The organism is Bradyrhizobium sp. UFLA06-06, from assembly GCF_054820065.1.
In genome coordinates this window covers 90,755-115,408 of record NZ_JADFUD010000022.1, presented here as the reverse complement: position 1 = coordinate 115,408, position 24,654 = coordinate 90,755, and the positions used below count along the sequence as shown (strand labels likewise).

The 24,654-nt window shown below is 64.8% G+C and carries 25 protein-coding genes and 1 pseudogene; 13 read left to right on the top strand and 13 right to left on the bottom strand.

All coding sequences use genetic code 11. From position 1 onward, the window contains the following. Positions 1-94: 94 nt before the first annotated feature. Complete coding sequence (locus tag IF803_RS20420) at positions 95-622, top strand: Dps family protein (RefSeq protein WP_057017033.1); 528 nt, start codon at positions 95-97, stop codon at positions 620-622. A gap of 106 nt (positions 623-728) precedes the next feature. Here IF803_RS20420 and IF803_RS20415 read toward each other — a convergent pair whose 3' ends face one another. The 5 genes from IF803_RS20415 to carA form a co-directional block, all read right to left on the bottom strand. After that, positions 729-2,192 (bottom strand): DUF1254 domain-containing protein, encoded by a 1,464-nt coding sequence (locus IF803_RS20415; RefSeq protein WP_461193245.1) that lies wholly within the window; start codon positions 2,190-2,192, stop codon positions 729-731. A gap of 509 nt (positions 2,193-2,701) precedes the next feature. Further along, complete coding sequence (locus tag IF803_RS20410) at positions 2,702-3,223, bottom strand: hypothetical protein (RefSeq protein ID WP_461193244.1); 522 nt, start codon at positions 3,221-3,223, stop codon at positions 2,702-2,704. Between the two features lie 71 nt (positions 3,224-3,294). Further along, a complete protein-coding gene (locus IF803_RS20405; protein WP_461193243.1) occupies positions 3,295-4,395 on the bottom strand; it encodes a mandelate racemase/muconate lactonizing enzyme family protein in 1,101 nt (366 codons plus the stop codon). A 163-nt stretch (positions 4,396-4,558) separates the two neighbouring features. Further along, the gene (locus IF803_RS20400) at positions 4,559-5,056 is read right to left on the bottom strand and encodes a PaaI family thioesterase (protein WP_461193242.1); all 498 of its coding nucleotides are present in this window, start codon (positions 5,054-5,056) and stop codon (positions 4,559-4,561) included. Positions 5,057-5,160: 104 nt separating this feature from the next. Continuing rightward, positions 5,161-6,354 carry a glutamine-hydrolyzing carbamoyl-phosphate synthase small subunit gene (carA, locus tag IF803_RS20395; protein ID WP_137482233.1) on the bottom strand — a complete coding sequence of 398 codons (1,194 nt, stop codon included), beginning with the start codon at positions 6,352-6,354 and terminating at the stop codon, positions 5,161-5,163. A gap of 160 nt (positions 6,355-6,514) precedes the next feature. On the opposite strand from carA, the gene IF803_RS20390 reads away from it, so the two are divergent. From IF803_RS20390 to IF803_RS20370, 5 genes are all read left to right on the top strand, one after another. Next, positions 6,515-7,216 carry an alpha/beta fold hydrolase gene (locus tag IF803_RS20390; RefSeq protein WP_461193241.1) on the top strand — a complete coding sequence of 234 codons (702 nt, stop codon included), beginning with the start codon at positions 6,515-6,517 and terminating at the stop codon, positions 7,214-7,216. A gap of 58 nt (positions 7,217-7,274) precedes the next feature. Next, positions 7,275-7,730 (top strand): GatB/YqeY domain-containing protein, encoded by a 456-nt coding sequence (locus tag IF803_RS20385; RefSeq protein ID WP_028344077.1) that lies wholly within the window; start codon positions 7,275-7,277, stop codon positions 7,728-7,730. A gap of 119 nt (positions 7,731-7,849) precedes the next feature. After that, positions 7,850-8,467, top strand: a complete 618-nt coding sequence (folE, locus tag IF803_RS20380; protein WP_028344076.1) for a GTP cyclohydrolase I FolE — start codon at positions 7,850-7,852, stop codon at positions 8,465-8,467. Between the two features lie 27 nt (positions 8,468-8,494). Then, positions 8,495-10,015, top strand: coding sequence for an FAD-dependent oxidoreductase (locus tag IF803_RS20375; protein ID WP_461193240.1), 1,521 nt, complete (start codon positions 8,495-8,497; stop codon positions 10,013-10,015). Positions 10,016-10,153: 138 nt separating this feature from the next. Continuing rightward, the gene (locus tag IF803_RS20370) at positions 10,154-11,764 is read left to right on the top strand and encodes an acyl-CoA synthetase (RefSeq protein WP_461193239.1); all 1,611 of its coding nucleotides are present in this window, start codon (positions 10,154-10,156) and stop codon (positions 11,762-11,764) included. Positions 11,765-11,916: 152 nt separating this feature from the next. Here the strand turns inward: IF803_RS20370 and IF803_RS20365 are convergent, their stop codons facing one another. From IF803_RS20365 to IF803_RS20350, 4 genes are read right to left on the bottom strand one after another with little or no spacing between them, the layout of a single operon-like run. Next, positions 11,917-12,429 carry an SRPBCC family protein gene (locus tag IF803_RS20365; protein WP_461193238.1) on the bottom strand — a complete coding sequence of 171 codons (513 nt, stop codon included), beginning with the start codon at positions 12,427-12,429 and terminating at the stop codon, positions 11,917-11,919. Between the two features lie 32 nt (positions 12,430-12,461). Beyond that, positions 12,462-12,929: an SRPBCC family protein gene (locus tag IF803_RS20360; RefSeq protein ID WP_461193237.1), complete on the bottom strand. Its 468-nt coding sequence runs from the start codon at positions 12,927-12,929 to the stop codon at positions 12,462-12,464. Next, positions 12,922-13,386: an SRPBCC family protein gene (locus IF803_RS20355; protein ID WP_461193236.1), complete on the bottom strand. Its 465-nt coding sequence runs from the start codon at positions 13,384-13,386 to the stop codon at positions 12,922-12,924. The genes IF803_RS20360 and IF803_RS20355 overlap by 8 nt, the downstream gene beginning before the upstream one ends. Next, on the bottom strand, positions 13,379-13,693 hold the full coding sequence (locus tag IF803_RS20350) for an ArsR/SmtB family transcription factor (RefSeq protein WP_028343393.1): 315 nt from the start codon (positions 13,691-13,693) through the stop codon (positions 13,379-13,381). The genes IF803_RS20355 and IF803_RS20350 overlap by 8 nt, the downstream gene beginning before the upstream one ends. A 120-nt stretch (positions 13,694-13,813) precedes the next feature. Between IF803_RS20350 and IF803_RS20345 the strand changes: the two genes are divergently transcribed. The 5 genes and pseudogenes from IF803_RS20345 (at position 13,814) to IF803_RS20325 (ending at position 18,558) form a co-directional block, all read left to right on the top strand. Further along, complete coding sequence (locus IF803_RS20345; protein WP_461193235.1) at positions 13,814-15,262, top strand: LVIVD repeat-containing protein; 1,449 nt, start codon at positions 13,814-13,816, stop codon at positions 15,260-15,262. Further along, positions 15,259-15,801, top strand: coding sequence for a hypothetical protein (locus tag IF803_RS20340; protein WP_461193234.1), 543 nt, complete (start codon positions 15,259-15,261; stop codon positions 15,799-15,801). Before IF803_RS20345 ends, IF803_RS20340 begins: the two co-directional genes overlap by 4 nt. Before the next feature lie 204 nt (positions 15,802-16,005). Beyond that, positions 16,006-16,623: a LysE family translocator gene (locus tag IF803_RS20335; protein WP_028333127.1), complete on the top strand. Its 618-nt coding sequence runs from the start codon at positions 16,006-16,008 to the stop codon at positions 16,621-16,623. 213 nt (positions 16,624-16,836) lie between these two features. After that, positions 16,837-17,190: pseudogene (locus IF803_RS20330) on the top strand (adenylate/guanylate cyclase domain-containing protein); the annotation flags it as partial. A gap of 132 nt (positions 17,191-17,322) precedes the next feature. Next, positions 17,323-18,558 carry a tetratricopeptide repeat protein gene (locus tag IF803_RS20325; RefSeq protein ID WP_461193257.1) on the top strand — a complete coding sequence of 412 codons (1,236 nt, stop codon included), beginning with the start codon at positions 17,323-17,325 and terminating at the stop codon, positions 18,556-18,558. 64 nt (positions 18,559-18,622) lie between these two features. Here IF803_RS20325 and IF803_RS20320 read toward each other — a convergent pair whose 3' ends face one another. The 3 genes from IF803_RS20320 to IF803_RS20310 are packed head-to-tail and all read right to left on the bottom strand — an operon-like array spanning position 18,623 to position 22,895. After that, on the bottom strand, positions 18,623-19,546 hold the full coding sequence (locus tag IF803_RS20320) for an FAD binding domain-containing protein (protein WP_461193233.1): 924 nt from the start codon (positions 19,544-19,546) through the stop codon (positions 18,623-18,625). Beyond that, on the bottom strand, positions 19,543-22,224 hold the full coding sequence (locus IF803_RS20315; RefSeq protein WP_461193232.1) for a molybdopterin-dependent oxidoreductase: 2,682 nt from the start codon (positions 22,222-22,224) through the stop codon (positions 19,543-19,545). The genes IF803_RS20320 and IF803_RS20315 overlap by 4 nt, the downstream gene beginning before the upstream one ends. Continuing rightward, complete coding sequence (locus tag IF803_RS20310) at positions 22,221-22,895, bottom strand: TetR/AcrR family transcriptional regulator (RefSeq protein WP_461193231.1); 675 nt, start codon at positions 22,893-22,895, stop codon at positions 22,221-22,223. Before IF803_RS20310 ends, IF803_RS20315 begins: the two co-directional genes overlap by 4 nt. A gap of 193 nt (positions 22,896-23,088) precedes the next feature. On the opposite strand from IF803_RS20310, the gene IF803_RS20305 reads away from it, so the two are divergent. After that, on the top strand, positions 23,089-23,322 hold the full coding sequence (locus IF803_RS20305; RefSeq protein WP_461193230.1) for a DUF6894 family protein: 234 nt from the start codon (positions 23,089-23,091) through the stop codon (positions 23,320-23,322). 9 nt (positions 23,323-23,331) lie between these two features. Continuing rightward, positions 23,332-23,511 (top strand): hypothetical protein, encoded by a 180-nt coding sequence (locus tag IF803_RS20300; protein WP_461193229.1) that lies wholly within the window; start codon positions 23,332-23,334, stop codon positions 23,509-23,511. Positions 23,512-23,523: 12 nt separating this feature from the next. On the opposite strand, the gene IF803_RS20295 is transcribed toward IF803_RS20300, so the two are convergent. Then, positions 23,524-24,456 (bottom strand): helix-turn-helix domain-containing protein, encoded by a 933-nt coding sequence (locus IF803_RS20295; RefSeq protein WP_461193228.1) that lies wholly within the window; start codon positions 24,454-24,456, stop codon positions 23,524-23,526. Between the last annotated feature and the right edge of the window lie 198 nt (positions 24,457-24,654).

The following is a 24,654-nucleotide window of genomic DNA, read 5'->3' as shown; positions in this document are numbered from 1 at the left end:
TAGCCTCAGGAACGGGTGGGCTGATGATGCGTTAGCGGTCCGGCGGCCAATGTTCAATGCGCCGAAATACGGGTTCCTAACAGGAAGGTCCAACGTGAGCAAAGCCAAGACTGACAAGATCTCGCCCGATCTCGACACGCCGAGCGACCTGCCGCAGGCTGCGGTGGACACGATCTCGGCCTCGCTCAACACGCTTCTGGCTGACGCCTTCGCGCTCTATTTGAAGACCAAGAATTTCCATTGGCACGTCAGCGGCCGGCATTTTCATGATTACCATTTGTTGCTGGACGAGCAGTCCGAGGCGATCTTCGCGACCACCGATCAGCTCGCCGAGCGGGTGCGCAAGCTTGGCGGCGCGACGCTGAAGTCGATCGGCGATATCGCCAAGCATCAGACCATCAAGGACAATGACGACGATTATGTGCCGCCTCGCGAAATGCTGCGCGAGTTGATGGAAGACAACAAGCACATGGCGGCCGCGATGCGCAAGGCACACAAGCTGGCCGACGACCAGGAGGACTCCGGCACCGCGGGCCTGCTCGAAACCTTCATCGACGAAACCGAGCGCCGCACCTGGTTCCTGTTCGAGGCAAGCCGCCAGGAAGGCAGCAACGCGGCGTAAGCTGCGCGCCCGCACCCGCGAGGAAGCAATCCAGAGCTGTTTTGCTCCGGATTGCTTTGCCAGGGTCGCTGTCTGGCCGCTCGGCAGCGGTCAGTGCGGTTGAAGCTTACTGAGCCGAGAGACCCACCATCGTCTGCGATCTCTCGATCGGCGGAGGATTCCACTTTCCGGTCAGCGCCTCCGATTTCGGACCGTAGAGGCGCATGGTCAGGTTGAAGGCTCCCTTCGGCGCCGGAAGCCAGTTGGCTTCCTTGTCCTTGCCTGGATTCTCGTTCTGGAAGTAGAGATCGAGCGAGCCGTCCGGGTTGTATTTGAACGGCATCCAGCTGGACACAGCGAAGCGGTTCAGCACGTTACCGACCTGGAATCCTTCCTGGTCGTAGAGCGTGATCGACCAGAAGGCATTGACCGGCGGGGTGGCGCCCTTGTCGAACGTGATCGTATACTTGTTAGCGCCGTCGAGCGGTTTGCCGGTACTGTCGGCGAGATTGAGCGGATAAATGGCGTCCTCCGGCAGGTTGGCGCCAAGCCCGACCTGCGCGACAATAGCACGCTTCAAATAGTAGTTGCCGTAAACGCCCATCGTGTCGGTGTTCATCGACCAGCCATTCACAACGCGCGCCAGCGTCGGCACCTTCCACGCCATCAGCTTCTGCCCGTCCTGCGGCGCTGTCTCCAGAGCCCGTTGCAGGACCGGGTCGAGCTTGCTGATTTCAAAGCTCTTGCCAGGCTCGATGCCTATCTTCTTCATCTGCGCGATGATCGGCTCATCGGTGATGTGCGGCGGGTGAAGCTTGAGTAGCTCTGCGGCTTGCGCAAAGTAGACACCGGCCGACATGGTATCGACCTGCACCTTCGGCGCCGTCTTCATGTCGATGTCGGGATCGATCCTGACCGCGGTCGGCTTCGGCGTCTTGCCGAACTCGGACAGCAGCGTGACCTTGTAGCCGGCCTGGATCTTGTGGACCGCATCATAGTCCGGCGGGCCGTCCGTCTTGGTGCGGCCGATGACCCAGACGTAAGGCGTCGGCGCGTCGATGCGCTGGGTATCCTTCGGAAGCTTGAACTCCTCCGCAAACCTGTCGCGCAGATCAGGCCGCCATCCCGGGGCCGTCACCAGAAAGGTCCCCGCTTTGGTACCCGTGGTGCGCCAGCCGGGCGAGGCGAACACATCCGACCACATGTCCAGCATGGGCAGCAAATAGAAGCGTCCATCGGTATCGGGAACGGAGACGACAACCGGCTCCTTGGTCATGTCCAGCCATGAAACGGAATAGAGCGTATCGAAGTTGGACCGCACCACGCCCTTGAAATTCGCCGGTGGGTATTCGGGGATGTTGACGAAGGTGTTCATCGGGCCCTTGAAGTTCTCTTTGCCGGGCTCGACGTTGGTGAATTGCTTTCGCGTGATGTCCATCGTCAGGAGCGGGTAGAAGTAAATATAGGCGTCCACCGCGATCGCGTGCGCCTCCTGCTCGTTGATTGCCGGGGCCGTCTGAGCCAGCGCTGCAGGCGCGGCAGCCGCGCCGATGCATAGAGACAATGTCAGCGTCAGAATTCCTCGAAACATGTCGAATTCTCCTCTTCTGATATGTGTTGCGGTTGCTTGGGAAGCGCGGAGCATCTGATGCCGTCAGGTGATGTGTATGACCTCCATTGCTCATGCAAAAAAGCAGCAGCGGACGCGGAAGCTCTGTCACTCCCGCAGATGAATCGCGTGCCTTAAGGTGTCATTGGCGGCATAAATCGCCGCAGCGATGCTGACTTAAATCAAGGTTCTTTGAAAAGTGATGCCGGCAGGCTTAACGTTGAAAAGGGCTGCACTACCTCCACGCGTGGCACTCTAGCACGGGCAGGAAGCGGGAGCGAGTAGCGCTCAATATGGCGACATGCCGAATCGTCAGCGGCCCCACGGGCATTCTCTGCCCGCATAGTTTCGGGAATCCGTTGAGCGCGCAAAAAGAGCCGCACGCAGAACGATTGGGCTACGTAATTCCGATAATCAATTTAGGTTGCCTGTATCCCGTCACCTTCCCCAAGGGGGAGAACGAAGCACAGCCCGTTCGAGAATCTTGAATCCTAGCGCTTCCACAGCCGCACCAGCGGCCCGTCCTTGCCCATCACCGGATCGGTCGCGGGGGGCGCGACCAGCGGGATCGTCTTCAGCGCCCTGGCGCGGTTCTCGGGCGTCGGCCGCTGCAGATCCATCGGCGGGCCCGGCGGATAGGCGCCGACCACGCAGAAATCGTCGCTCGCCGACAGGCATTGATGCCCGGTGCCGGCCGGCAGGATCGCGACGTCGCCTGCTACGATCTCCAGCGCCCGCCCGTGGTCGCCGCCAAACTGCACGCGCGCGCGGCCGCGCGCGACGCCCAGCACCTCGTGCACGGTGGCGTGGTAATGCGCGAAGTCGTAGACGCCGTTGCGCCACATCGCGCCCCAGCCGTTCTTGCCGAACAGCTGCTCGATCGTGGCCTCGGGATTTTTGCTGACGTCGACCGTGGCCTTGTAGACCAGGAACGGCATCGGGTTGTTTGGCACCAGGCCGTCGTCCTGGAAGACGATGGTCAGGGGTTCGATATCGGTACGGACGACCGACATGGCGGCTCTCCAGCGTTGCGAGGTGCCGTGGACTCCAGACCAACAAACCGTCGGTCCGCAAACCGTTCCAGCTAGATCTTGAACTTCAACACGTCTTCCTTGAACCTGAGCCCGTGCCCGGGTCGCTCCGGCGCGGTGACCATGCCGTTGGCGATCTCGGGCGGGTCGACCCAGAGATCGTCGATCAGCGCCATGTTCTCGCACCAGATGCCGTTCGGAATCGAAGCCAAGAGGTGCACGTTGAGCTCGGGAAACAGATGCGGCGCGATGGTGATGCCGAACGTGTCCGCGAGCGCCGCGATCTTGCGCAGGTCGGTCATGCCGCCGCGCATCGGGTCGGGTTGCAGGATCGGCAGGCAGGGATTGAGAAAGAACGGCCGCAGATCGTAGCGCGTGAAATGCGTCTCGCCGCCGACGACGCGCATGTCCAGCGCCGCCGCGATGCGCTGGTAGCCGGCGAAGTCATCGGCCGGCACCGGCTCCTCGAGCCAGTAGATGTCGTACTTCTCGAACTTGCGTCCCATCTCGATGGCGACATCGGCGCTCCAGCCCATGTTGACGTCGATCATGATGTCGATGTCGGGCCCGAGCGCCTCGCGCATGCGGCGCACATTGTCGAGGTCCTGCGCGGGCGTGTGAACATGCGCGACCTGCATCTTGATCGCCTTGTAGCCCTGCTTCACGAAATGCAGCGCTTTCTCGATCATTCCGTCGCCGCCGGCGCCGCGGAAGCAGCCGGAACCATAGATCGGGATTTCCGAGCGATAGTGCCCCCACAGCCGGTGCAGCGGCAGGCCGGCGCGTTTCCCCACCGCGTCCCACAGCGCGATGTCGAGCGCCGACATCGCCATCGCGGCGATGCCGCCACGGCCATAGGTCATCGTCGCCGTCCACAGATCGCGCCAGATCGCCTCGATCGCGGTGGCGTCCTTGCCGATGACGCGCGGGATGATGCACTCGTCGAGACAGGCCGCGATCGACTTCATCGCCGGCTTGAACACGAACAGACAGCCCATGCCGGTGACACCGCCGGACGTCTCGACGTCGCAGATCAGAATGTCGCGCGTCGCGCCGAGCGCCGCGCCTTTCAGCCAGGGATCGTCGGCCCAGGGCAGCCGCAGCATCGTCACGCGGATGTCGCGGATGGTCATGTCTGAATGGGCTGAAATCATCGGCGTTCCCTTTCCAGGCCGGATCATGTTTGCCTGATCTCGGACAGGGAAACTCAATCACAGAGCGCAGGCCGCGATCCAGCGCGCTTCGTCATGGCTCCAATGCGCCAAGATCTGGCGCCAAGATCTGGCGCCAAGATCTGGCGCCAAGACGCGATTGCCTTCAGGTCGTCTTGGGCAGCTCGAACACCAGGCAGGTCGTGGTGGCATGCGCGAGCAGCTTGCCCTTGTCGTCGGTAATCCGCGCTTCCGCGGTCGCAACTCGGCGCCCGGCGTTGAGCACGTGGCCCTCGGTGCGGATTTTGCCGGTGTCCTGGCTCATGCCGCGGACGAAGGAGATCTTGAACTCCAGCGTGGTGTAACCAAAGCCCTGCGGCAGCGTGGTCTGCACCGCAAGCCCCATCGCGGAATCCAGCAGGATCGCGGCGTAGCCGCCATGCACCGAGCCGATCGGGTTGTAGTGGCGCAGGCCCGGAACGCTATGGATCACCACATGGCCGGTCTCGGCGGAGCAGTCGAACGGCTCGACATTCTCCATGATCGGAGGCTCCGGCAGGGTTCGGGCGAAGATGCCGCGCACGAAGTCGAGCCCCGGCATCGAGGCCATCACCGCCATCGAGGAGACGCCGTAGACGGGCTTCCGGGTGGCGGGGGCGGTCATCGGGAAAAATCTCCGTCATTGCGAGCGGAGCGAAGCAATCCATCGCTCCGCGCGGGGATAGATGGATTGCTTCGTCGCTTTGCTCCTCGCAATGACGAATGCGTTCAGGCCGCGCGCTTGTTCTTCCGCATCAAATCGGCAAAGCGCTGGAACAGGTAATGCGAGTCGCGCGGGCCGGGCGAGGCTTCCGGGTGGTACTGCACCGAAAATACCGGCTTGCCCTCGAGCGCGATGCCGCAATTGGATCCGTCGAACAGCGAGATATGGGTCTGGGTCGCGCCTTTCGGCAACGTCGCCTGGTCCACGGCAAAGCCGTGGTTCATCGAGGTGATCTCGACCTTGCCGGTGGTCTCGTCCTTGACCGGATGGTTGGCGCCGTGATGGCCCTGATGCATCTTCATGGTCTTGGCCCCGACGGCAAGGCCAAGCATCTGATGGCCGAGGCAGATGCCGAAGGTCGGCGTCCCCGAAGCGATCACCTTCTGGATGACGGGCACGGCATATTTGCCGGTCGCGGCGGGATCGCCGGGGCCGTTCGACAGGAACACGCCGTCCGGCTTCATCGCCAGGATGTCCTCGGCCGCGGTCGTCGCCGGCACCACGGTCACCTTGGCGCCGACGCCGGCGAGCAGGCGCAGGATGTTGCGCTTGATGCCGTAGTCGATCGCGACCACGTTGAATTCCGGCGCGGTCTGCTGGCCGAAACCGTTGCCCCACACCCAGGGCGTCTCATCCCAGGTGAAGCGCTGGCCCGAGGTGACCATCGGCACCAGGTCCATGCCCTCGAGGCCAGGCCATTCGCGGGCCTCTTCCTTCAGGCCGTGTAGGTCGAACTCGCCGTTCCTGGCGTGCGCGATCACCGCATTGGGCATGCCCTTGGAGCGGATCAGCGCGGTCAGCGCGCGGGTGTCGATGCCGGAGAGGCCGATGATGCCGCGCGCCTTCAACCACAGGTCGAGATGGCGGGTGGCGCGGTAATTCGAGGGATCCGTGATCGCCGAGCGCAGGATCACGCCGCGCGCGCCGGGCGTCGCGGCCATGTTCACCGTCTCGATGTCTTCCTCGTTGGTACCGACATTGCCGATATGCGGGAAGGTGAAGGTGATGATCTGGCCGGCATAGGACGGATCGGTGAGGATCTCCTCATAGCCGGTCATCGCGGTGTTGAAGCAGACCTCGCCGACGGCGTGGCCTTCCGCGCCGAGACCGAAGCCTTCCAGCACGGTACCATCGGCGAGCACAAGGAGCGCGGTCGGTTTGTGGTCCGGCCAGGCGGGAGCGTTTTCGGGGGTTGTCATGAGCCCTTTAAATAGTCGCCGCACCCTGCGGCGTCAAAGCGAAAGGGCGCGGATTCACACGGCAATGTCCGCCGATTTGACAGGCCGGAACGGCCTTTTAATCTAAAGTTCCTTGTAACGGCCGTTTGCTTGCCGAAAATGACCCGTCCGGAGCTCCCGCATGGATAATACGATGCCGATCCTGCTCGTCCCGGGCCTCATCTGCTCGCCGCGGATTTTCGCCCCGGTCATCCCGGCGCTGTGGCGATGCGGGCCGGTGACGGTGGCCAACCATGTCAGGGACGACAATATGGGGGCGATCGCCCGCCGGATCCTGGCCGAGGCGCCGCCGCGCTTTGCGCTCGCCGGGCACTCGATGGGCGGCTACATCGCCTTCGAGATCATGCGGCAGGCGCCGGAGCGGGTTGCGAAGCTGGCGCTGATGAGCACCCAGGCGCGGGCCGACACGCCGGAAGCGACCGCACGCCGCCGCGGCATGATCGAGCGTGCCAAAAGCGGCCAATATCGCAGCGTGGTCGACGAGCTGTTTCCGGGCTTCGTGCACCCGTCGCGGCAGGGCGATGCAAGTTTGCGCCAGATCGTCGACGACATGAGCGAGGACGTCGGCGCCGAGGCCTTCATCCGCCAGCAGAACGCGGTGCTCAGCCGGCCGGATTCGCGGCCGAGCATGGCCTGGATCAAGTGCCCGACACTGGTGCTGACGTCGGATACCGACAACACCGTTCCGAATTCGCTGTCGGACGAGATGGCCAACGGCATTCCCGGCGCCAGGCTCGTGGTGCTCGCCAATTGCGGTCACCTGCCGCAGCTGGAACAACCACGAGCCTGCGCCGATGCGCTGGTCGAATGGCTGAGGAACTAGGTTGTTCTGCCGGTGCAAACTGCCTAGATGAGGGGATTGCTGGTTCAAGGACAACGAAATGCTGCGCGACGACATCAATACTGCGGTCAAGGAAGCGATGAAGGCGAAGGACGAGCGCAAGCTCTCCACGCTGCGCATGGTTAATTCGACCATCAAGAACGCCGACATCGACGCGCGCGGGCAGGGCAAGCCGCCACTCTCCGATGCCGACCTGCTCGGCCTGCTGCAGAAGATGATCAAGCAGCGCCAGGAGTCGGTCGAGCTCTACGACAAGGGCGGCCGCGCCGAGCTCGCGGCCCAGGAGCGCGAGGAGATCGCCGTGATCTCGGCGTACCTGCCGAAGCAGATGTCCGATGACGACGTGAAGGCCGCGATCTCGGCGATCATCGCCGAGACCAACGCAGCCGGCATCAAGGACATGGGCAAGGTGATCGGCGCGCTGAAGGCGAAATACGCCGGCCAGATGGATTTCGGCAAGGCCAGCGGCCTCGTCAAGGCGGCGCTGACGGGCTAGCCGTTCGTCCCGGGTGGCTTGCGGCGCAATGTGCCGCGGGCCGAATTGCGGGAACCTTTCTGCTGACGGAGCATCTGACGGGCATGATCTCGTGATGACGCCGCAAAGGAAAGGCCCCGATGAACCCGATTGTGCATGCGCTGGATCGTGCAAGAGCTGCTCAAACCGAATCCGACAAGCCGACCCGGGCCGAAGTCGAGGCCGCAGTCCGCACCATCATCCGCTGGACCGGTGACGATCCCGAGCGGGATGGTTTGCTTGAAACTCCGGCGCGCGTGACGCGTTCGTTCGAGGAGTTCTTTGCAGGTTACGACCAGCGTCCCGCGGAGATCCTGGAAAAGACCTTCGAGGAGATCGAAGGCTACGACGAAATGATTGCCCTGCGGGGCATCCGTTTCGAGAGCCATTGCGAGCATCACATGGCGCCGATCATCGGTCAGGCCTGGGTTGCCTACATCCCGAACGGCCGCGTGGTCGGCATCAGCAAGCTCGCGCGGGTGGTCGACATCTATGCCAGGCGTTTGCAGATTCAGGAGAAGATGACGGCGCAGATCGCCAACACCATCAACGACGTCTTGAGGCCTCAGGGCGTGGGCGTCATCATCAAGGCGTCGCATCACTGCATGACGACCCGTGGCGTGCACAAGCCGGACACCGATCTCGTGACCAGCCGCATGCTGGGTTGCTTTCGCGACAATGCGCTAACCCGCCAGGAATTCCTCGGGATAGCGGTTTAGAGCGTCACAGGGCAATGGAGGAACGATATGGCCGATCAGCAAGCTCCTTCCGGTCCGGATCTGACACAGGGCGTGGCACTCTCCGACTTCCCGGGCGCGATGCTGCTCGGCCATGTCGGCGACGAGGACGTGCTGCTGGTGCGTTCGGGCGCGGACATCTTCGCCATCGACGCGCATTGCAGCCATTACCACGGCCCGCTCGCCGAAGGCCTTCTTGAGGGCGAGACCGTCCATTGCCCCTGGCATCATGCCTGTTTCGATATTCGCACCGGCGAAGCGACCGCCGCGCCCGCCTTCAACGCGCTCGCGGTCTGGAAGGTCGAGCGCGAGGGCGATCGCATCATCGTGCGCGAGAAGCGCGCGCAGCCGAAATTCCGCGTCAAGGGTCCGGTGGATGCGCCCGGCAGCATCGTGATTGTCGGCGGCGGCGGGGCAGGGTTTGCCGCCGCCGAGATGCTGCGGCGGCAGGACTATCGCGGCAGCATCATCATGCTGAGCGGCGAGGCCACGCCGCCGGTGGATCGGCCGAACCTGTCCAAGGATTTCCTCGCCGGCAGCGCGCCGGAAGACTGGCTGCCGCTGAAGCCGGACGATTTCTATCGTGACGCGGCGATCGATCTGAGACTCAGGACCGAGGTCAAGTCGATCGACGCCGGCCGCCGCAATGTCGTGCTCGCCGGCGGCGAAACGATTCCGTATGACCGGCTGCTGTTGGCGACCGGCGCGGAGCCGCTGCGGCTGCCGATCCCGGGCGTGGACCAGCCCCACGCTCATGTGTTGCGCACGGTCGACGATTGTCGGGCGATCATCGCCGCGGCCAGCGGAGCGCGCCGCGCGGTTGTGATCGGTGCAAGCTTCATCGGCCTCGAGGTGGCGGCCTCGCTGCGCGCGCGCCAGATCGAGGTGCACGTGGTCGGGCTGGAACAGCGGCCGATGGAGCGCGTGCTCGGGCCTGAGATGGGCGATTTCGTCCGCGCGCTGCACGAAGAGCATGGCGTCGTATTCCACCTCGGCGACACCGTGACCGCGATCGAGGCCAAGCGTGCACACCTGAAGAGCGGGCCCGTGCTCGATGCCGATCTCGTCGTGGTCGGTGTCGGCGTGAAGCCGCGGCTGGCGCTGGCGGAAGCGGCCGGGCTCGCGATCGATCGCGGCGTGAAGGTCGACGCCTATCTCGAAACCAGCGCTCCCGGCATCTACGCGGCCGGCGATATCGCGCGCTGGCCTGATCCGCACAGCGGCGAGACGATCCGGGTCGAGCACTGGGTGGTGGCGGAGCGCCAGGGCCAGACCGCCGCGCGGAATATGCTCGGGCAGCGCGAGGTGTTCGACGCGGTGCCGTTCTTCTGGAGCCAGCATTACGACGTGCCGATCAACTATGTCGGCCATGCCGAGCAGTGGGACGAGATCGCGGTGGATGGCAGCGTCGTCGGCAGGGATTGCGTGCTGCGCTACAAGCGCGCCGGGCGCGTGCTCGCGGTCGCATCGATCTATCGCGACCTCGATAGCCTCAAGGCCGAGGTCGCAATGGAGCGGGCGGCCGCCTGACGGGAGGGTTTGTGTTCTGACGGCTCCAGAGCGTTTCGAGCGAGGTGGATACCGGTTGGCGTGAAGAAAACGCGTCAAAACGAGAATCTGGAGCCCGTGCCGATTCCATCGGAACGGAAAAGGCTCTAATCTGCGGCCATGCTTCAGGAAGCCAAAACCTACGACGAGCTCTATCGCAACTTCCGCTGGGACGTTCCCGCGCGCTTCAACATGGCGACCGCGTGCTGCGACCGCCATGCCGACGGCACCGGGCGGCTCGCGCTGGTCTATGTCGACGAGGATGGCGGCACCACGCGAACCTCGTTTGACGAGGTGGCGGACGCCTCGCGCCGCTTCGCCAATGTGCTGACCGCCGACGGCCTGGTGCGCGGCGACCGTGTCGCGGTGTTCCTGTCGCAATCGCTCGAACTGCCGGTCGCGCATCTCGCGGCGTTTCGCGCCGCGATGATCTCAATCCCGCTGTTCGCGCTGTTCGGCGAGGACGCGCTCGAATTCCGCCTGTCGAACTCCGCGGCCAAGGCCGTGATCACCGATGAAGCAGGTTGGGAGAAGATCACGAAAATTCGCGATCGCCTGCCCGAGTTGAAGAGCGTCTATATCGTCGGCGAAAAGACGCCGGCGGGGACGAAACCGTTCTGGAGCGCGATCAAGTCGGCGTCGCCTGAGTTCGCGACCGTCGACACCTCGGCCGACGATCCCGCGCTGATCATCTACACGTCAGGCACCACGGGCAACCCGAAGGGCGCGCTGCATGCGCATCGCGTCGTGCTCGGCCATCTGCCCAATGTCGAGATGTGCCACAACTTCCTCCCCAAGCCCGGCGACCTGATGTGGACGCCGGCCGACTGGGCCTGGATCGGCGGCCTGATCAACGGCCTGTTCGCGTTCTGGTACCACGGCATTCCGATGGTCGGGCACCGCGCCCGCAAGTTCGAGCCGCAGGCGGCGATGCAGATGATGGCCGAGCTCGGCATCCGCAACGTGTTCCTGCCGCCGACCGCGCTGAAGCTGATGCGGCAGGCCGATGTGAAGAATTCCGGCGTCAGGCTGCGCAGCATCTTCACCGGCGGCGAGTCGCTCGGCGGCGAATTGCTGGATTGGGTGCGCGACACCTTCGGCATCGATGCCCATGAGGTGTTCGGGCAGACCGAATGCAATCTCGTGATCGGCAGCAATTCCAACCTGTTTCCGATCCGTCCCGGCTCGATGGGCCGCGCCACGCCGGGCTTCGACGTCCGCATCGTCAACGAGAAGGGCGAGGAGCTGCCGCGGGGCCAGCGCGGCATCATCGGCGTGCGCCAGCCGTGCCCCTGCACCATGATCGGGTACTGGCGCAATCCGGAGGCGACCGCGAAGAAATATGCCGGCGAATTCCTGCTGACCGGCGATCTCGGCGTGCAGGATGAGGACGGCTATTTCTGGTACGTCAGCCGCGAGGACGACGTCATCACCACGGCCGGCTATCGGGTCGGCCCGTCCGAGATCGAGCACACGCTGATGAAGCATCCGGCGGTCGCGATGTCGGCGGTGGTCGGCATCCCCGATCCGATCCGCACCGAATCGATCAAGGCCTGGATCGTGCTGCGGCCGGGCTACGCGCCGGGCGATGCCCTGGCGCGCGAGATCCAGGAGTTCGTCAAGGTCCAGCTCGCCGCCCACGAATATCCGCGCTTCGTGCAGTTCGCCGACAGCCTGCCGATGACGGCGACGGGCAAGGTGCTGCGGCGCGAGTTGAGGGCGCTGGGGTAGTTTTCTCCGTCGTCGTCCCGGGCAAGCGCAGCGCGACCCGGGACCCATAACCACAGGGTGAGATTGTTGCGCGACGCTGTGGCCCCCGCGAGGCCCACACGCAAAGTGGTGGTTATGGGTCCGGCTTTCGCCGGGACGACGGTGGGATATGTTTACGGCATCGGGATTCCCAGTTCCTTCAGCGCGGCCATCATGCGCGCTGGCGGCTGCATCGGGATCACCATGGCCTTGCCGGTCTCCACGAGGCTCTTCAGGCTGGAGAGGATCGCCGGCCAGCCGGTGCGGCCGCCCGACAGGATGTCGTCGCTGATCGGACGGTCATGCGATTGCAGCAGCGTCAGCTTGACGCCGTCGCCGGCCGGTTCGATCTCCCAGGTGACGAGCGTCGGTCCGAGCTTTTCGACCAGCTGCGGCCAGTTGACGTTGAAGGTGACGGTCAGCCGCTTCAGGGGATCGCACTCGATCACCTCGCCGGAGATGTGCAGCGCGCCGTCGGGCGTCCGCACGATGTAGGCGCCGCCGATCCGCAGATCGACCTCGACCGCGTTGCCGGAGAAATACTGCCGGCTGAGTTCGGCAGTCGTCAAAGCCTGCCACACCTTCTCGGGCGTGGCGGCGATGTAGATCGCGTAGACGATCGCCGGTTTGAATTTTTCGATGTTCATGTCCGTTCGCACCCGTCGATAGATTTTCATTGTCATTCTAAGCCGTCGATCCCGAGCGCGGCCGGCGGGATCGTGACCGCCTTGCCGGTCTCGAGCAGGCTCTTGAGCCCCGACAGGATCGCCGGCCAGCCCTTGGAAATGCCGTCGAGCAGCTTGCTGCCCGCGCCGAAGCCCTCATGGGTCACGGTCAGCTTCACGATCTTGCCATGGGCTTCGAGCGTGAAGACCACCTTGGTTGCCGGCTCCTTGCGCATGTCCTCGTCGAGCAAGTGCTTGAAGGTGTAGGCGAGGCGTCGCGGCCGGTCGGCCTCGAGGATCTCGCCGGTGTCGGTGGTCTTGCCGCCCATCACCAGCGCGAGCGGCGAGCCGACCTTCCAGTCCGATTGCAGCTCGGTGTCGAACCAGTATTGCCGCGTGAACGTGCTCTTGGTCAGCGCGTCCCACAGCTTCTCCGGCGTGGTCTCGATGTAGGTGACGTAGGCGAATTCGGGCTTAGGCATGGTAGGCCTCCCTGGCGCCGCTGGTGAGCAGGTCGGCCGGCAGTTCGCGTCCGGTCTCGAGGAAGCTCTTCAGGCTTGCGATCACCATCGGCCAGCCGCCGGAGATGTCGCGCAGCGTCTTCGGACCCAGATTATCATGCGTCACGGTCAGCTTGACCACTCCGCCGTGGGGTTCGATGTCGAAGGTCACGCGCGAGACCTGCTCGCGCTCGACGCCTTCCTTCACCACATCCCAGCTGTAGGCGAGCTTGTTCGGTGGATCGGTGATCAGCACCTCGCCCTGCACGCTGCGTCGCCCGTCCTTGGTGAGGTGGTAGGGGGAGCCGATCTTCCAGTCGGAGCTGACGCGATAGCCGAACCAGAAGCGTTCGGTGAAGTCGCTCGATGTCAGCGCATGCCACAGCTTGTCGGCGGTGGTCTCGATATAGGTGACGTAGACGTAGTCCGGTTTACTCATCACGCTTCTCCAATTGTCTTTTCAACTCGCTCAGCGCGGCGAGTTTCCCGCGCTCGAACTTCCTGATCCACCGCTCGCCGATCTGATGGATCGGAACCGGGTTGAGATAGTGCAGCTTCTCGCGACCATGCTTGATCGTGGTGACGAGGTTGGCCTCCTCGAGAATCACAAGGTGCTTGGTGACGGCCTGACGCGTCATGTCGAGGCCGTCGCAGAGCTCACCGAGCGTCTGCCCGTTCTGATCGTGAAGCCGGTCAAGCAGCGTTCGCCGTGAGGCATCCGCGAGGGCTTTGAAGACTTCATCCATGGGTCGGATAATAGGCAACCAAATGGTTGCATGTCAAGAGCGTGTGTTTGGAGGCCGGCAGCGCCGTGCTAGCCTTGGCGGCAGCCAACGCAGATTGGTGTGGAACATTGGGTGGTGCGCATGGGCGGTCGCGTTACGGCAGTTTGCTGCACGTTCTTTCTTGTCCTGTTCGCGAATGGTGCGAGCGCCCAGCAGAAGATCGGCGACCCGCCCGAAGCCTCCAACATGAGGCTGGTTGGAACCAGCGATTTGCAGGCCCGCAGCGCCTATCAGCCGACCATTCATCATCAGGGCGACAAATGGATCGCCTATATCGGCCATCACGGCGGCACCGACGACATTCCCGATCCCGTCAACCCGACGACCGGCAAGGCCGAGCCGAACGGCACCTCGATCGTCGACGTCACCGATCCCGCACATCCGAAATATCTGCGGCACATTCCCGGACAGGAAGGCAAATATGAATCGGGCGGGGCGCAGATGGTGCGGATCTGCGACGGCAAGGATCTGCCGAAGGGCGATCGCAACGCGGTCTACATGCTGCGCACCTTCGGCAGCGAGGCGCATGAAATCTGGAACGTCGCCGATCCTGCCAATCCGGTGCTCGTCACCCGGATCGGCGGGCTGAAGGACACGCACAAGAGTTTTTGGGAATGCGGCACCGGCGTCGCCTTCCTGGTGTCGGGCGCGCCGGACTGGCGCACGCGGCGCATGACGCAGGTCTATGATCTCTCCGATCCCGCGCATCCCATGAAGATCAGGGACTTCGGCCTGCCCGGGCAGGAGCCGGGTGCGACCGGCGCGGTGCCGACCGAACTGCACGGGCCGATCTCGACCGGGCCGCAGGGTAATCGCGTCTATTTCGGCTACGGCACCAACAAGGGCGGCTTCCTGCAGATCGTCGATCGCGACAAGCTGTTGAACGGACCGAAGCAGCCGACGCCGGACAATCTGAAATTCCCGGAGATCGCGCGGATGCCGCTGTCGGCGATGAACGGCGCGCATACGGTGTTTCCGATACCCGGTATGCCGATCGCCGAGTTCGCCCACGACAAGGACGGCAAGAGCCGCGACATCGTGATGATCGTCGACGAGTCGATCCAGAACGAATGCGGCGAGGCGCGCCAGATGGTGTGGTTCGCCGACGTCACCACCGAGGCGCGGCCGATGCTGATCTCAAGCTACACGGTGCCCGAAGCCTCCGGCGCGTTCTGCGAGCGCGGCGGCCGGTTCGGCTCGCATTCGTCGAACGAGAGCATGGCGCCGGTCTACTACAAGAAGCTGGCCTTTATCGCCTTCTTCAACGCCGGCGTCCGCGCGCTCGACATCCGCGATCCCTACCACCCGAAGGAAGTCGGCTACTTCATTCCCTCCATCACGGCGGCGACCGACAAGCGGTGCGTCACGATCGACGGCAAGGACCGCTGCAAGGTCGCGATCCAGACCAACAATGTCGAGACCGACGAGCGCGGCTACATCTATGCGGTCGACCGCGCCAACACCGGCCTCCACATTCTCGAACTGACCGGCGCGGCGCGCGCCATTGCCGGTCTGCCGAGCGCGCGATGATGCGCTCATGGCCGGTCATCGCGGCGATGTTCCTGGCGCTCGGCGGGCTCTCCGCAGTTGCCGGCTACGAGATGGCGCCGGCGGGCGCGGCCGCGTGGCGTGAAATCGCCTGGCCGTTCCCGCGCGACGGCTGGCCCGCCGGCCGCGCCTTCCGCTGCGGCACGGCGGAGTGCGGCGGCGACGTCGAGGTTTATCTCAGGCCGAAACTCGGCTTCTGCAACTGCGACAGCGGCGTCGCCGATGACGACGAGGTCGACCGCGTTGCCGACGTCGACATGATCAGCCCGCGCTTTGTGCCGCTGAAGGCGGGCGATGTCGTTGCTGTCGCCGACATGCCGGGGCGGATCAGGGTCTATGATCTCGAGATGCCCGAGGAGAAGCACACTGCGATCGGGATCGCGGTGTCGCATCGCTGCGACCTGATGGCGGTCGCGGCCCAGGGCAGGGGAGATGCCGCAGGGGTGCAGCGGGCGACGTTGAAGTTTCTGGAGTCGCGAGAGATCAGAGCATGGATGATTACGGCAATGGAGGGACATTGAGGAACCCGTCTCTCGCATGCGAAAATGGTGTCGTCACCCGCGAAAGCGGGTGACCCAGTATTCCAGAGACGCTGATGTTTAGCTGATGGGCCGCAGCGTACTGGATACCCCGCTTTCGCGGGGTATGACAGAGATGATCAGGAGCCACTTCCTCTTCGCCCGTCCTATGTGCATAATTCAGCTTCACCGTCAGTGAGCTCCCCCATGTCCCTGCAAGCCTATTTTGCCTTCGTCGCCGCCTGCATCGCGCTGGCGCTGCTGCCCGGTCCGATCGTCACGATGGTGATCGCCAACGGGCTGCGCTACGGCACGCGCGCCGCGCTCACCAACGTGCTGGGCGCACAGGTCGGACTTGCGATCGTGATTGGCACCGTCGCGGTCGGGCTGACCTCGCTGATGGCGACGATGGGCTACTGGTTCGACTGGGTCCGCTTTGCCGGTGCCGCCTATCTGGTCTGGCTCGGCTTCAAGCTGATCCGCTCGCCGGTCGAGGGCGTCAGCACCGACGACACGCCGCCGCCGCCGCGCGGCGGCTTCTTCCTGCAGGGCTTTCTGGTGCTGCTCTCGAACCCGAAGGTGCTGGTGTTCTTCGGCGCCTTCATCCCGCAGTTCATGGATATGGACAAGCCGCACGTCCCGCAGGTGGCGCTGCTGGGCCTCACCTTCATGGCGACCGCCGTGCTGACCGATGCCGCCTACGCCTTGGCGGCCGGCCGCGCCCGCAAGTTCTTCTCCAAGGAGCGGACCCGGCTGATGTCGCGCATATCAGGCGGCTTCATGATCGGTGGCGGCATCTGGCTGGCGCTGACCCGGGCGCGCTGAAGCCGCCGGGCGATAGGCTCAAAATCGTCGCCGACAAGGCCACGATTCCCGGCGTCGGCAAACTTCGCAGACGTTTGCTCTAGCCCGGAGGCCGTCGGCCATGCTTTGATCCGCGACGGAAGCTAACCCATCGTCTGGGAGCAGGCCTTGACTACCGTGAATCGGCGCCTGGCAGCGGTTCTGGCGGCGGATATCGCCGGCTACAGCCGGCTGATGGGAATCGACGAGGAAGGCACCTTGGCCAGGCTGAAATCGGTCAGGAGATTGTTGCTGGATCCGACGCTGGCTGCGCATCGCGGCCGCGTCGTCAAAACGACCGGCGACGGAATACTCGTTGAATTCGTTAGCGCCGTCGATGCGGTGCGCAGTGCGGTCGAAGCGCAGCGCCGAATGGCCGATCAGAATACTGCCGTGCCGCTGGAACAGCGTCTCGAATTCCGAATCGGAATCCACGTCGGCGACATCATTTTTGATGACAACGATATCTTTGGCGACGGCGTCAACATCGCAGCGCGCCTGGAGGGGATTGCCGAACCGGGTGGCGTTTGCATTTCCGACGACGTGCAACGGCAAGTTCGCGGCAAGGTCGATGCGACCTTCGAGGACATGGGGTCGCAGGTCTTGAAGAATATTGCTGAGCCAATTCGGACATGGAGGCTTCTCATCGGCGGCGCCTCGTCAGCGGCAGCGGCTAAGGTCGTGAACCATGCCTTCACCGCTCCGGCCTCCCCGCCCGCGCTTGCCGAGAAGGCCTCCATCGCGGTGCTGCCGTTCCAGAATATGAGCGGCGATCCGGAGCAGGAATACTTTGCCGACGGCGTCGTCGAGGACATCATCACGGCGCTATCGCGCTTCAGATCGTTGTTCGTGATCGCGCGCAATTCAAGCTTCACCTACAAGGGAAAGCCCGTCGACATCAAGCAGGTCGGGCGCGAACTCGGTGTGCGATACGTGCTCGAAGGTTCGGTGCGTAAGTCGAGCGGCCGCGTTCGGATCACCGCGCAACTGATCGAGGCCGGCAGCGGTGCGCATCTCTGGGCAGACAGGTTCGACGGTGAGCTGAAGGACGTGTTCGACCTGCAGGACCAGGTCACCGCAAATGTTGTCAGCGTCATAGCGCCGAAGATCCAGCAGAGCGAGATCGAACGAACCCGAACCAAGCCGACCGACCGTCTCGACAGCTACGATCTCTTTCTGAGAGGCATTGCGGCCTATGCAGACCGCTCCAAGTGGGGCGACGCCGAACTGGGCGAGTGGTTCAACAAGGCCTGCGCGCTTGATCCCAACTATGGGGCCGCTCAGATCATGCTGGCCTATTCGTCACTGCTGAAGCAGACCGCGCGCGGCACGCCCCCCGGCGCGGAGGAGTTGGCAGAGGCGCTGCGGATCGCCGAACTCGCCTGCGCGCTGGCCAGCGACGATCCGTTCGTGCTGGCGCGCGCGGCTCACATGTTTGCCTATCTCGGCCACGACTACGATCGCGCTGAGACCATGATCGAAGAGGCGATCTCGCTCAATTCGAATGATGCTGCGGCGTGGGGATATCGCGGCTGGATTTCGCTCATGTGCGTCCAGCCGGCACGCGCGATCGAGAGTTTTGGGCATAGACTCCAGCTCAGCCCGATCGATCCCGGGCGGGCGTCCATGTGGAACGGAATCAGCTTCGCGCATTTCATGCTCGGTCAGTATGAGCAGGGCCGCGCGGCCGCCGCCAAGGCGCTGGTGATCGGCGAAGACGCGCACACGCTCAGCGCGTTGATCATGAACGAAGTCGGCTCGGGGCGCCTCGACGAGGCGCGCGTCGTCGCCGGCCGCCTGCTCAAACTGCGGCCCGATTTCCGCGCTTCCTACGCGCGGCAGAATTTTCCGACCAGGAGCGTCGAATGGGGCGACCGCATGGTCGCCGTGCTGTGTGAAGCCGGCATTCCGGCGTAGGAATTCCTGGATCTATGCATTCCAGACGCGACGTTGCCTCGAGGCCGCGAATGGGCACTTGATCCTACGCCACGATCCGCTCGACGACGTCGCGCACCAGGCCCGTCAGCAGCTCGAGCTTGTATCCGGTCATCGGCAGTGGCCTGGCTCCCGAGGTCGCCAGTTCGGCGGCCTGCGCGATGGTCGCCGCGTTAATCTGCTTGCCCTGCAGCGCCGCCGCGGACGCGGTAAGCCGCAGCGGGACCGGAGCGATGCCGCCAGCGGTGATGTGGACCTGCTGGAACGCGCCGCCTGAGATCACCGCCCGCACGCAGATCTCGACCAGCGGCCATTCCGCGTGCGTCCGGCTGATGGCGCGCTTGTACAGCGCGCTCTCGCCGGCCAGCGGGACGGGAAGCTCGATCCGCTCGATCCGTTCACCCGGTGCGAGCAGATTGTCCGCCGCGCCGTTGCTGCCGTCGCCGAGCAGGTCGGAGATCGACAAGCCGCTGCGCCGGTCGGTGGTGACCGTCGCACCATAGGCGAGCAGCGCCATCGCCATCGTCGACGGATGCGGCGCGACGCATGGGCCGAGATCGAACGCGACGTGATAGAGGTGGTTGCCCGCTCGCGCCGGGCAGTCGGCGCCGCCCTTCTTGAGACAGGCGATCTGCGGATTGCGGAAATACCAGCAGCGCGAGCGCTGGGCGAGGTTGCCGCCGAGCGTCGCCATGTGCCGGATCTGCGGCGTGGCGAGGCCCTGCGCGGCGGCGGCGATGCCGGGGTAAGCCTCGGCGAGCCGCGGATCGGATGCGATCGCAGCGATCGTGGTCAGGGCGCCGATGCGGGCCGAGCCGTCCGCGCTCCACGCAACACCGATCGTGTCGGGACTGGCGGCGAGATCGATGATCGCGCCGCACGACAGGCCGCTGCGGCGGCGCTCCGACAGATCGGTGCCGGCGGCGCGGAATTCGGGCGCGGATATGACGTCTGCAGTTGCGACACTCATGCGGCATCCCTCCCTTTCAGCGCAGCGACGATGCGATCGGGCCGGATCGGAATCTCGGTAAGGCGGACGCCGATCGCGTTGTGGATCGCGTTGGCGACAGCGGCCGAGGTCGGCACCGTCGCCGCCTCGCCGATGCCGACGCTGTTGCCGAGCACATGGTCGAAGCCGGCTTCGTCGAAATGGACGTCGATCTCCGGCGTGTCGGCGATCCCCGGGATGCGGTAGTCCTCCATTCCCGCGGTCAGGACGTCGCCGGTCTTCGGATCAAGCTCGCGCGCCTCGTAGAGCGCATAGCCGAGGCCCTGGATCACCGCGCCGCAAGCCTGGCTGCGCGCCAGGGCGGGCGCTGCGATCTTGCCGACCGCGATGCCGGTATGCACGTTGAGCACGCGGACATGGCCGAGCCAGGTGTCGACCTCGACCTCGATCACCTGCACAGAGCTCGGCACGCCGGCGCCGACCGCGATGTTCGAGAAGCGGCGCATCATCCAGCCGAACACCATGCCCATCAGGCCGACTTCGCGCAGCGGCGAGCGGATGCCGGGCGCGGTGTTCTTGCCGTCCTCGCCGCGCGTCTCCACGACCGCGATGTCGGGCGAGCGCGCGATCAGCTCGCGCCAGGGCGCGTTCGAGCCAGGCGCCGGCTTTCGCGTCGCCTGTTCGAGCATCGCGGCCTTCAGCTTCCGCACCGCCTGCAATGTCGGCGGCATCACCGAGGCGGTGACGCGGCTGCCGCCGGAGCCGGGACCTTCCGGCAGCGAGGAATCGCCGATCCGCACATCGATCTCGCCGGGTTCGAGATCGAACTCGCGCGCGATCGCGTCGGCAAGCACGCTGCGGGTGCCGGTGCCGATGTCCTGCGTCGCCGTGCTGGCGACGATGCGGCCGCCCTTGACCGCGACCTCGACCTTCACCTTGGGCTGCCACAGATAGAGCCAGTAGCCGGTCGCGACCCCGATGCCGCGGCGATAGCGCCCGTTCTGCGCCGGTTTGCGATTGCGCCAGATCTCGAGCTCGGATGCCCAATCGTAGAGCCGCTGCCGGTTGGGATCGGGATCCCACTTCTTGCGCAAGGCGATCGGATCGACGTCGAGCCGCAGCGCGGCCTCGTCGATCGATTGCTCCACGGCGAATGCCATCGGCGGACCGCCGGGGCCGCGGAAGGCGGCGCCGGGCGGCAAATTGCTGATGACGTCGAAATCCGAAAGATCCTTCGCCTCGGCCGGGTAGATCAGCCGCGCCAGGCCCGCGATCGTCGAGTTGGTCGCGGCGCCGGTATCGGCATGCGCGGTGACCGAGAGCGCCTTCAGGCCGCCTTGCTCGGAAGGCAGCAGCGCGACCTTCAACTCCGCGGCCGGCCGATAGCCGGCGACCGAGAGTTCTTCCTGCCGATCATAGGCGATCCGCACCGGCGCTTTCGCCGCGCGCGCCAGCTCGATCGCGGCGATCGTCTCGGTGCCGAGGCTCGCCTTCGAGCCGAAGCCGCCGCCGACGTGCTCGGCGATCACGCGGACCTTGTCGTGATCGAGCTTGTAGCGCTTGGCGATCTGCTCCTTCAGGTGAAACACCTGCTGGGTCGAGACGTGCAGGGTCAGCCGGTCGCCGTCGAAGCGCGCCACTGCGGCGTGGGGCTCGAGACAAGCATGCTGCTGCGTGGCGGTGCGGAAGGTGGCTTCGACGAGTAGCTTGTTGCTGGCCTGGCGCGCCTCGTCCACCCAGTTGCGGGCCTTCTTGGCGCGGGTCGAGAACACCGCGGTCGGCCCGCGGATGTTCTGCTTCCAGGGCGCCGGCCCGCCGGCCGCTTCCGAGACGTTGCCGGCCCGCTTGCGGCTCGCCTTGTCGAACACCACGGGCGCATCATCCTTGCGTCCGGCGTCGAGCCCGACCACGGCGGGCAGCCGCTCGCTGGTCAGCTTGATCGCGGCCAGCGCGGCCAGCGCCGTCTTGCGGTCCGGAGCTGCAACCGCCGCAATCGGCTCGCCGACATAGCGCACGACACGGTCGTCGCCGAGCAGCGACACCGCACTAACGCCGGGGACCGCGCGCGCCGGCGCGAGATCGAGCGTGGTGATCCGCGCATGCGCCTCGCGCGAGCGCAGGATCAGGCCTTCGAGCTGGCCGTCATGATGGATGTCGACGGTGTATTTCGCCGCGCCCGTCACCTTGTCGCGCGCCTCGATGCGGGGTGCCGTGACATGATCGCCGTCGAAGCGGCCGGCGCAGGCGTCCGCCACCGCACGGAAAATCCCGTCATAGGCGCCGCAGCGGCAGAGATGGCCCGACAGCGCCGCGCCGATCTCCTCGCGCGACGGCACCGCCGTTCCCCTGGTGGCGCGCCAGCGGTCGCAGAATGCGGTCGCTTCCACGATGAAGCCGGGGGTGCAGAAGCCGCATTGCAAGGCGTCATGCGCCATGAACGCCTTCTGCACCGGATGCAGCCCGGACGCGCCGATGGCTTCCACTGTCGTCACCAATTTGCCGGCGGCGGCGTGCCCCGGCATCAGGCAGCTTGCGACCGGCGCGCCGTCGACCAGCACGGTGCAGGCGCCGCAGACGCCGGCGCCGCACACGAGCTTGGTGCCGGTGAGCTTGAGCTGGTCGCGCACGATGTCGATCAAGAGCGCATCGGGATCATCGGGCAGGGATTCGACGCGGCCATTGACGGTCGTCGTGCTCATGGATGTCCTCCGCTTGTCCTGCGTGTCGGCCTTTTGGGGATTGCCGCCTTCTTGACGGGCGGCTTCTGCGATTTCGGATTGGATTTCGGTAGCGCACCGGCGCAGAGCGTCCGCACCATGATCGCCATGTCCTTCAAAAACGCGTCCGACGGCTGCATCGCCGGATACTGCGACTTCGCTGCGTACATCGCCATTTCGACCAGCCGCGCGAATTCGGCCGGCGAGAGGTCCTGCGGCAGCGCGAGCTGTTGCTTGCGCACGACCCGCGAGATCGTCGCGACCATGCGCTCCGCATAGCGCGCGGCGTAGGTCTGGTAGAGGTCGCGCGCGTGCACGAGGTGCTCGGAATACAATTCCTCGAGATGCGGCGAGCCGTCCAGCGACCCGATCATGGTCGACATCCGCGCGGTCATGCTCGCGGCGAGGATGTCGCCGAGATCGCCGCCCGCCGTCTCCGTCGCGGCAACGGCGGTCTCCTCGGCCGCGATCGCGCTCTCATGCACGCGCTCGATCACCGCGCGGAACAGCGCTTCCTTGGATTCGAAATGGTGATAGAGCGCCTGCCGCGTCAGGCCGGCCGCCTCGGCGACCTGCTCGATCGAGGAGCGGCGAAAGCCGTGCCGGCGGAACACCAGCATGGTGGCATCGAGAATGCGGGTTTTCGGTCCCATTTGACGATTTTGACAAATATAGAAGAACTGTCAAATCGCGATTTGGTGAGGAGGCGATGCTGGAGCTTGATCACCATTCCGCGAGGCCGCCGCGCGGCCCGCGCCGGTGTGAACCGCCTTGCGAATGGTCGCGTCGAAGAAACGTGGAGCTCCAAAGATGACCTTCTCGTCCGGAGCTTGCGAGGATACGCACATGACCCAGGTCTTTTTCCATTGCTCGACCACGCACGGGGTACTGATGGATCGCCGCGGCACCTCGGTGACCAGCCTCTCGGAGGCCTGCGAGGCGGCGACGTGCATGATGCGATCGCTGGTCGCAACGGTCAGCCTGGAAGACTGGCGCGACTGGGTCGTGCATGTCAGCGACGAGTCCGGCGACGAGATCGTGATCCTGTCCTTCGCATCCGTGCTCGGGAAGCCGCACTGAGAGGGCGCCATGCTGTCACCGCACGCATCATTGCTCGCTCTGCGCGACAGCTTGAACGCGATCGCGACGTGCTTGCAGAATCTGATTGCGCGAATTCGCGATCCCTACCGGCCCGAGCTGCACTACATGCGCGGACCGGGCCCCAAATGGCATGCCAAGCATGCCGTGCGAGCCGCGGCGCCCGGTTGAACGCGGCCCTGTTCAGGTCTCGCTTTTCGCAGGGCGATGCATCTCGCGCCGCCACGCCGCCGGGCTGACGCCGACCATGGCGGAAAACACCCGCGTGAAGTGGCTTTGATTGGCGAAGCCGGCCGAAATCGCAATCTCTGACAGCGACAGGTCGCGCGCCGCCATCAGCTGCTTGGCCACCTTCAGGCGCTGCTGAAGCAGCCATTGGTGCGGCGGCAGGCCGGTGGAGATGCGGAAGGCGCGCGAAAAATGGCCGACCGACAGATCGAGCTCGGCCGCGATCTGCTTCAGCGAAATCTTCCCGCTGAGGTCGGACTCGAGCTTTTCGCAGGCGCGGTTGATCTGCCAGACGGCGAGGCCGCCGCGGCTCGGTCCGGTCGGGTGTTGTATTCCGCCATAGGTGCGGGTGACGTGTGCGGTCAGCGCCAGCATCATGTGATCGATGAACAGCTGGTTGGTCTCGTCCGGCCGGCGCAGTCCCTCGCGCAGCAGCGCCCCGACATGGCGAATGACGCCGTCGTCGTGACCGTTGCCGATTTCGCAGGCCAGTTCGCCGATGCGCGGCGCGCCTGTCTGTTCGGCGAAATCAGTGAGCGCCGAGCGCGGCAGATAGAAGAACAGCGAGTGGAACGGCTTGTCGATCACGTAGCGCGGATCGCGTTTGAGATCGTAGAGATAGGTCGCGCCCGCGGGGATATCCCGCTTCATGAGGCACTTGCCGCCCTCCCACAATTCGCAGTCCGGATAATCGTGCAGCTTCAGGCTGACCAGAAAGGCATCCTCGGCGGTGAGCGATCCGGACAGCCCGGGCACCGGGTTGTCGTCCCGGGTTTCGGTGACCGCGAGTTCGGCGCTGCGCAGCGTGCGCGTGATCAGCGCCGGCGGCGTGTCCTTCAGGCGCAGGAATTGCCCGAGCCGCTCCCCGTAGGCGCCCGCCTGTGTCATCTGCGTTGAGTCCATCATTGATGCGCAGCCGGACAGGGACCTGTCAGTCATCCTGCGAAGCCGTCACTCATTATCCGGGATTGCTGCGGCGCAGTCCAGTTTGCTCACGCAATCATGAACGACCTGCCGGCCGATCGCGGTCAAGCGATTCCAGAACGATTTCAATTGCCTTGGTTCGATCGACCGCGCCGAACGCAG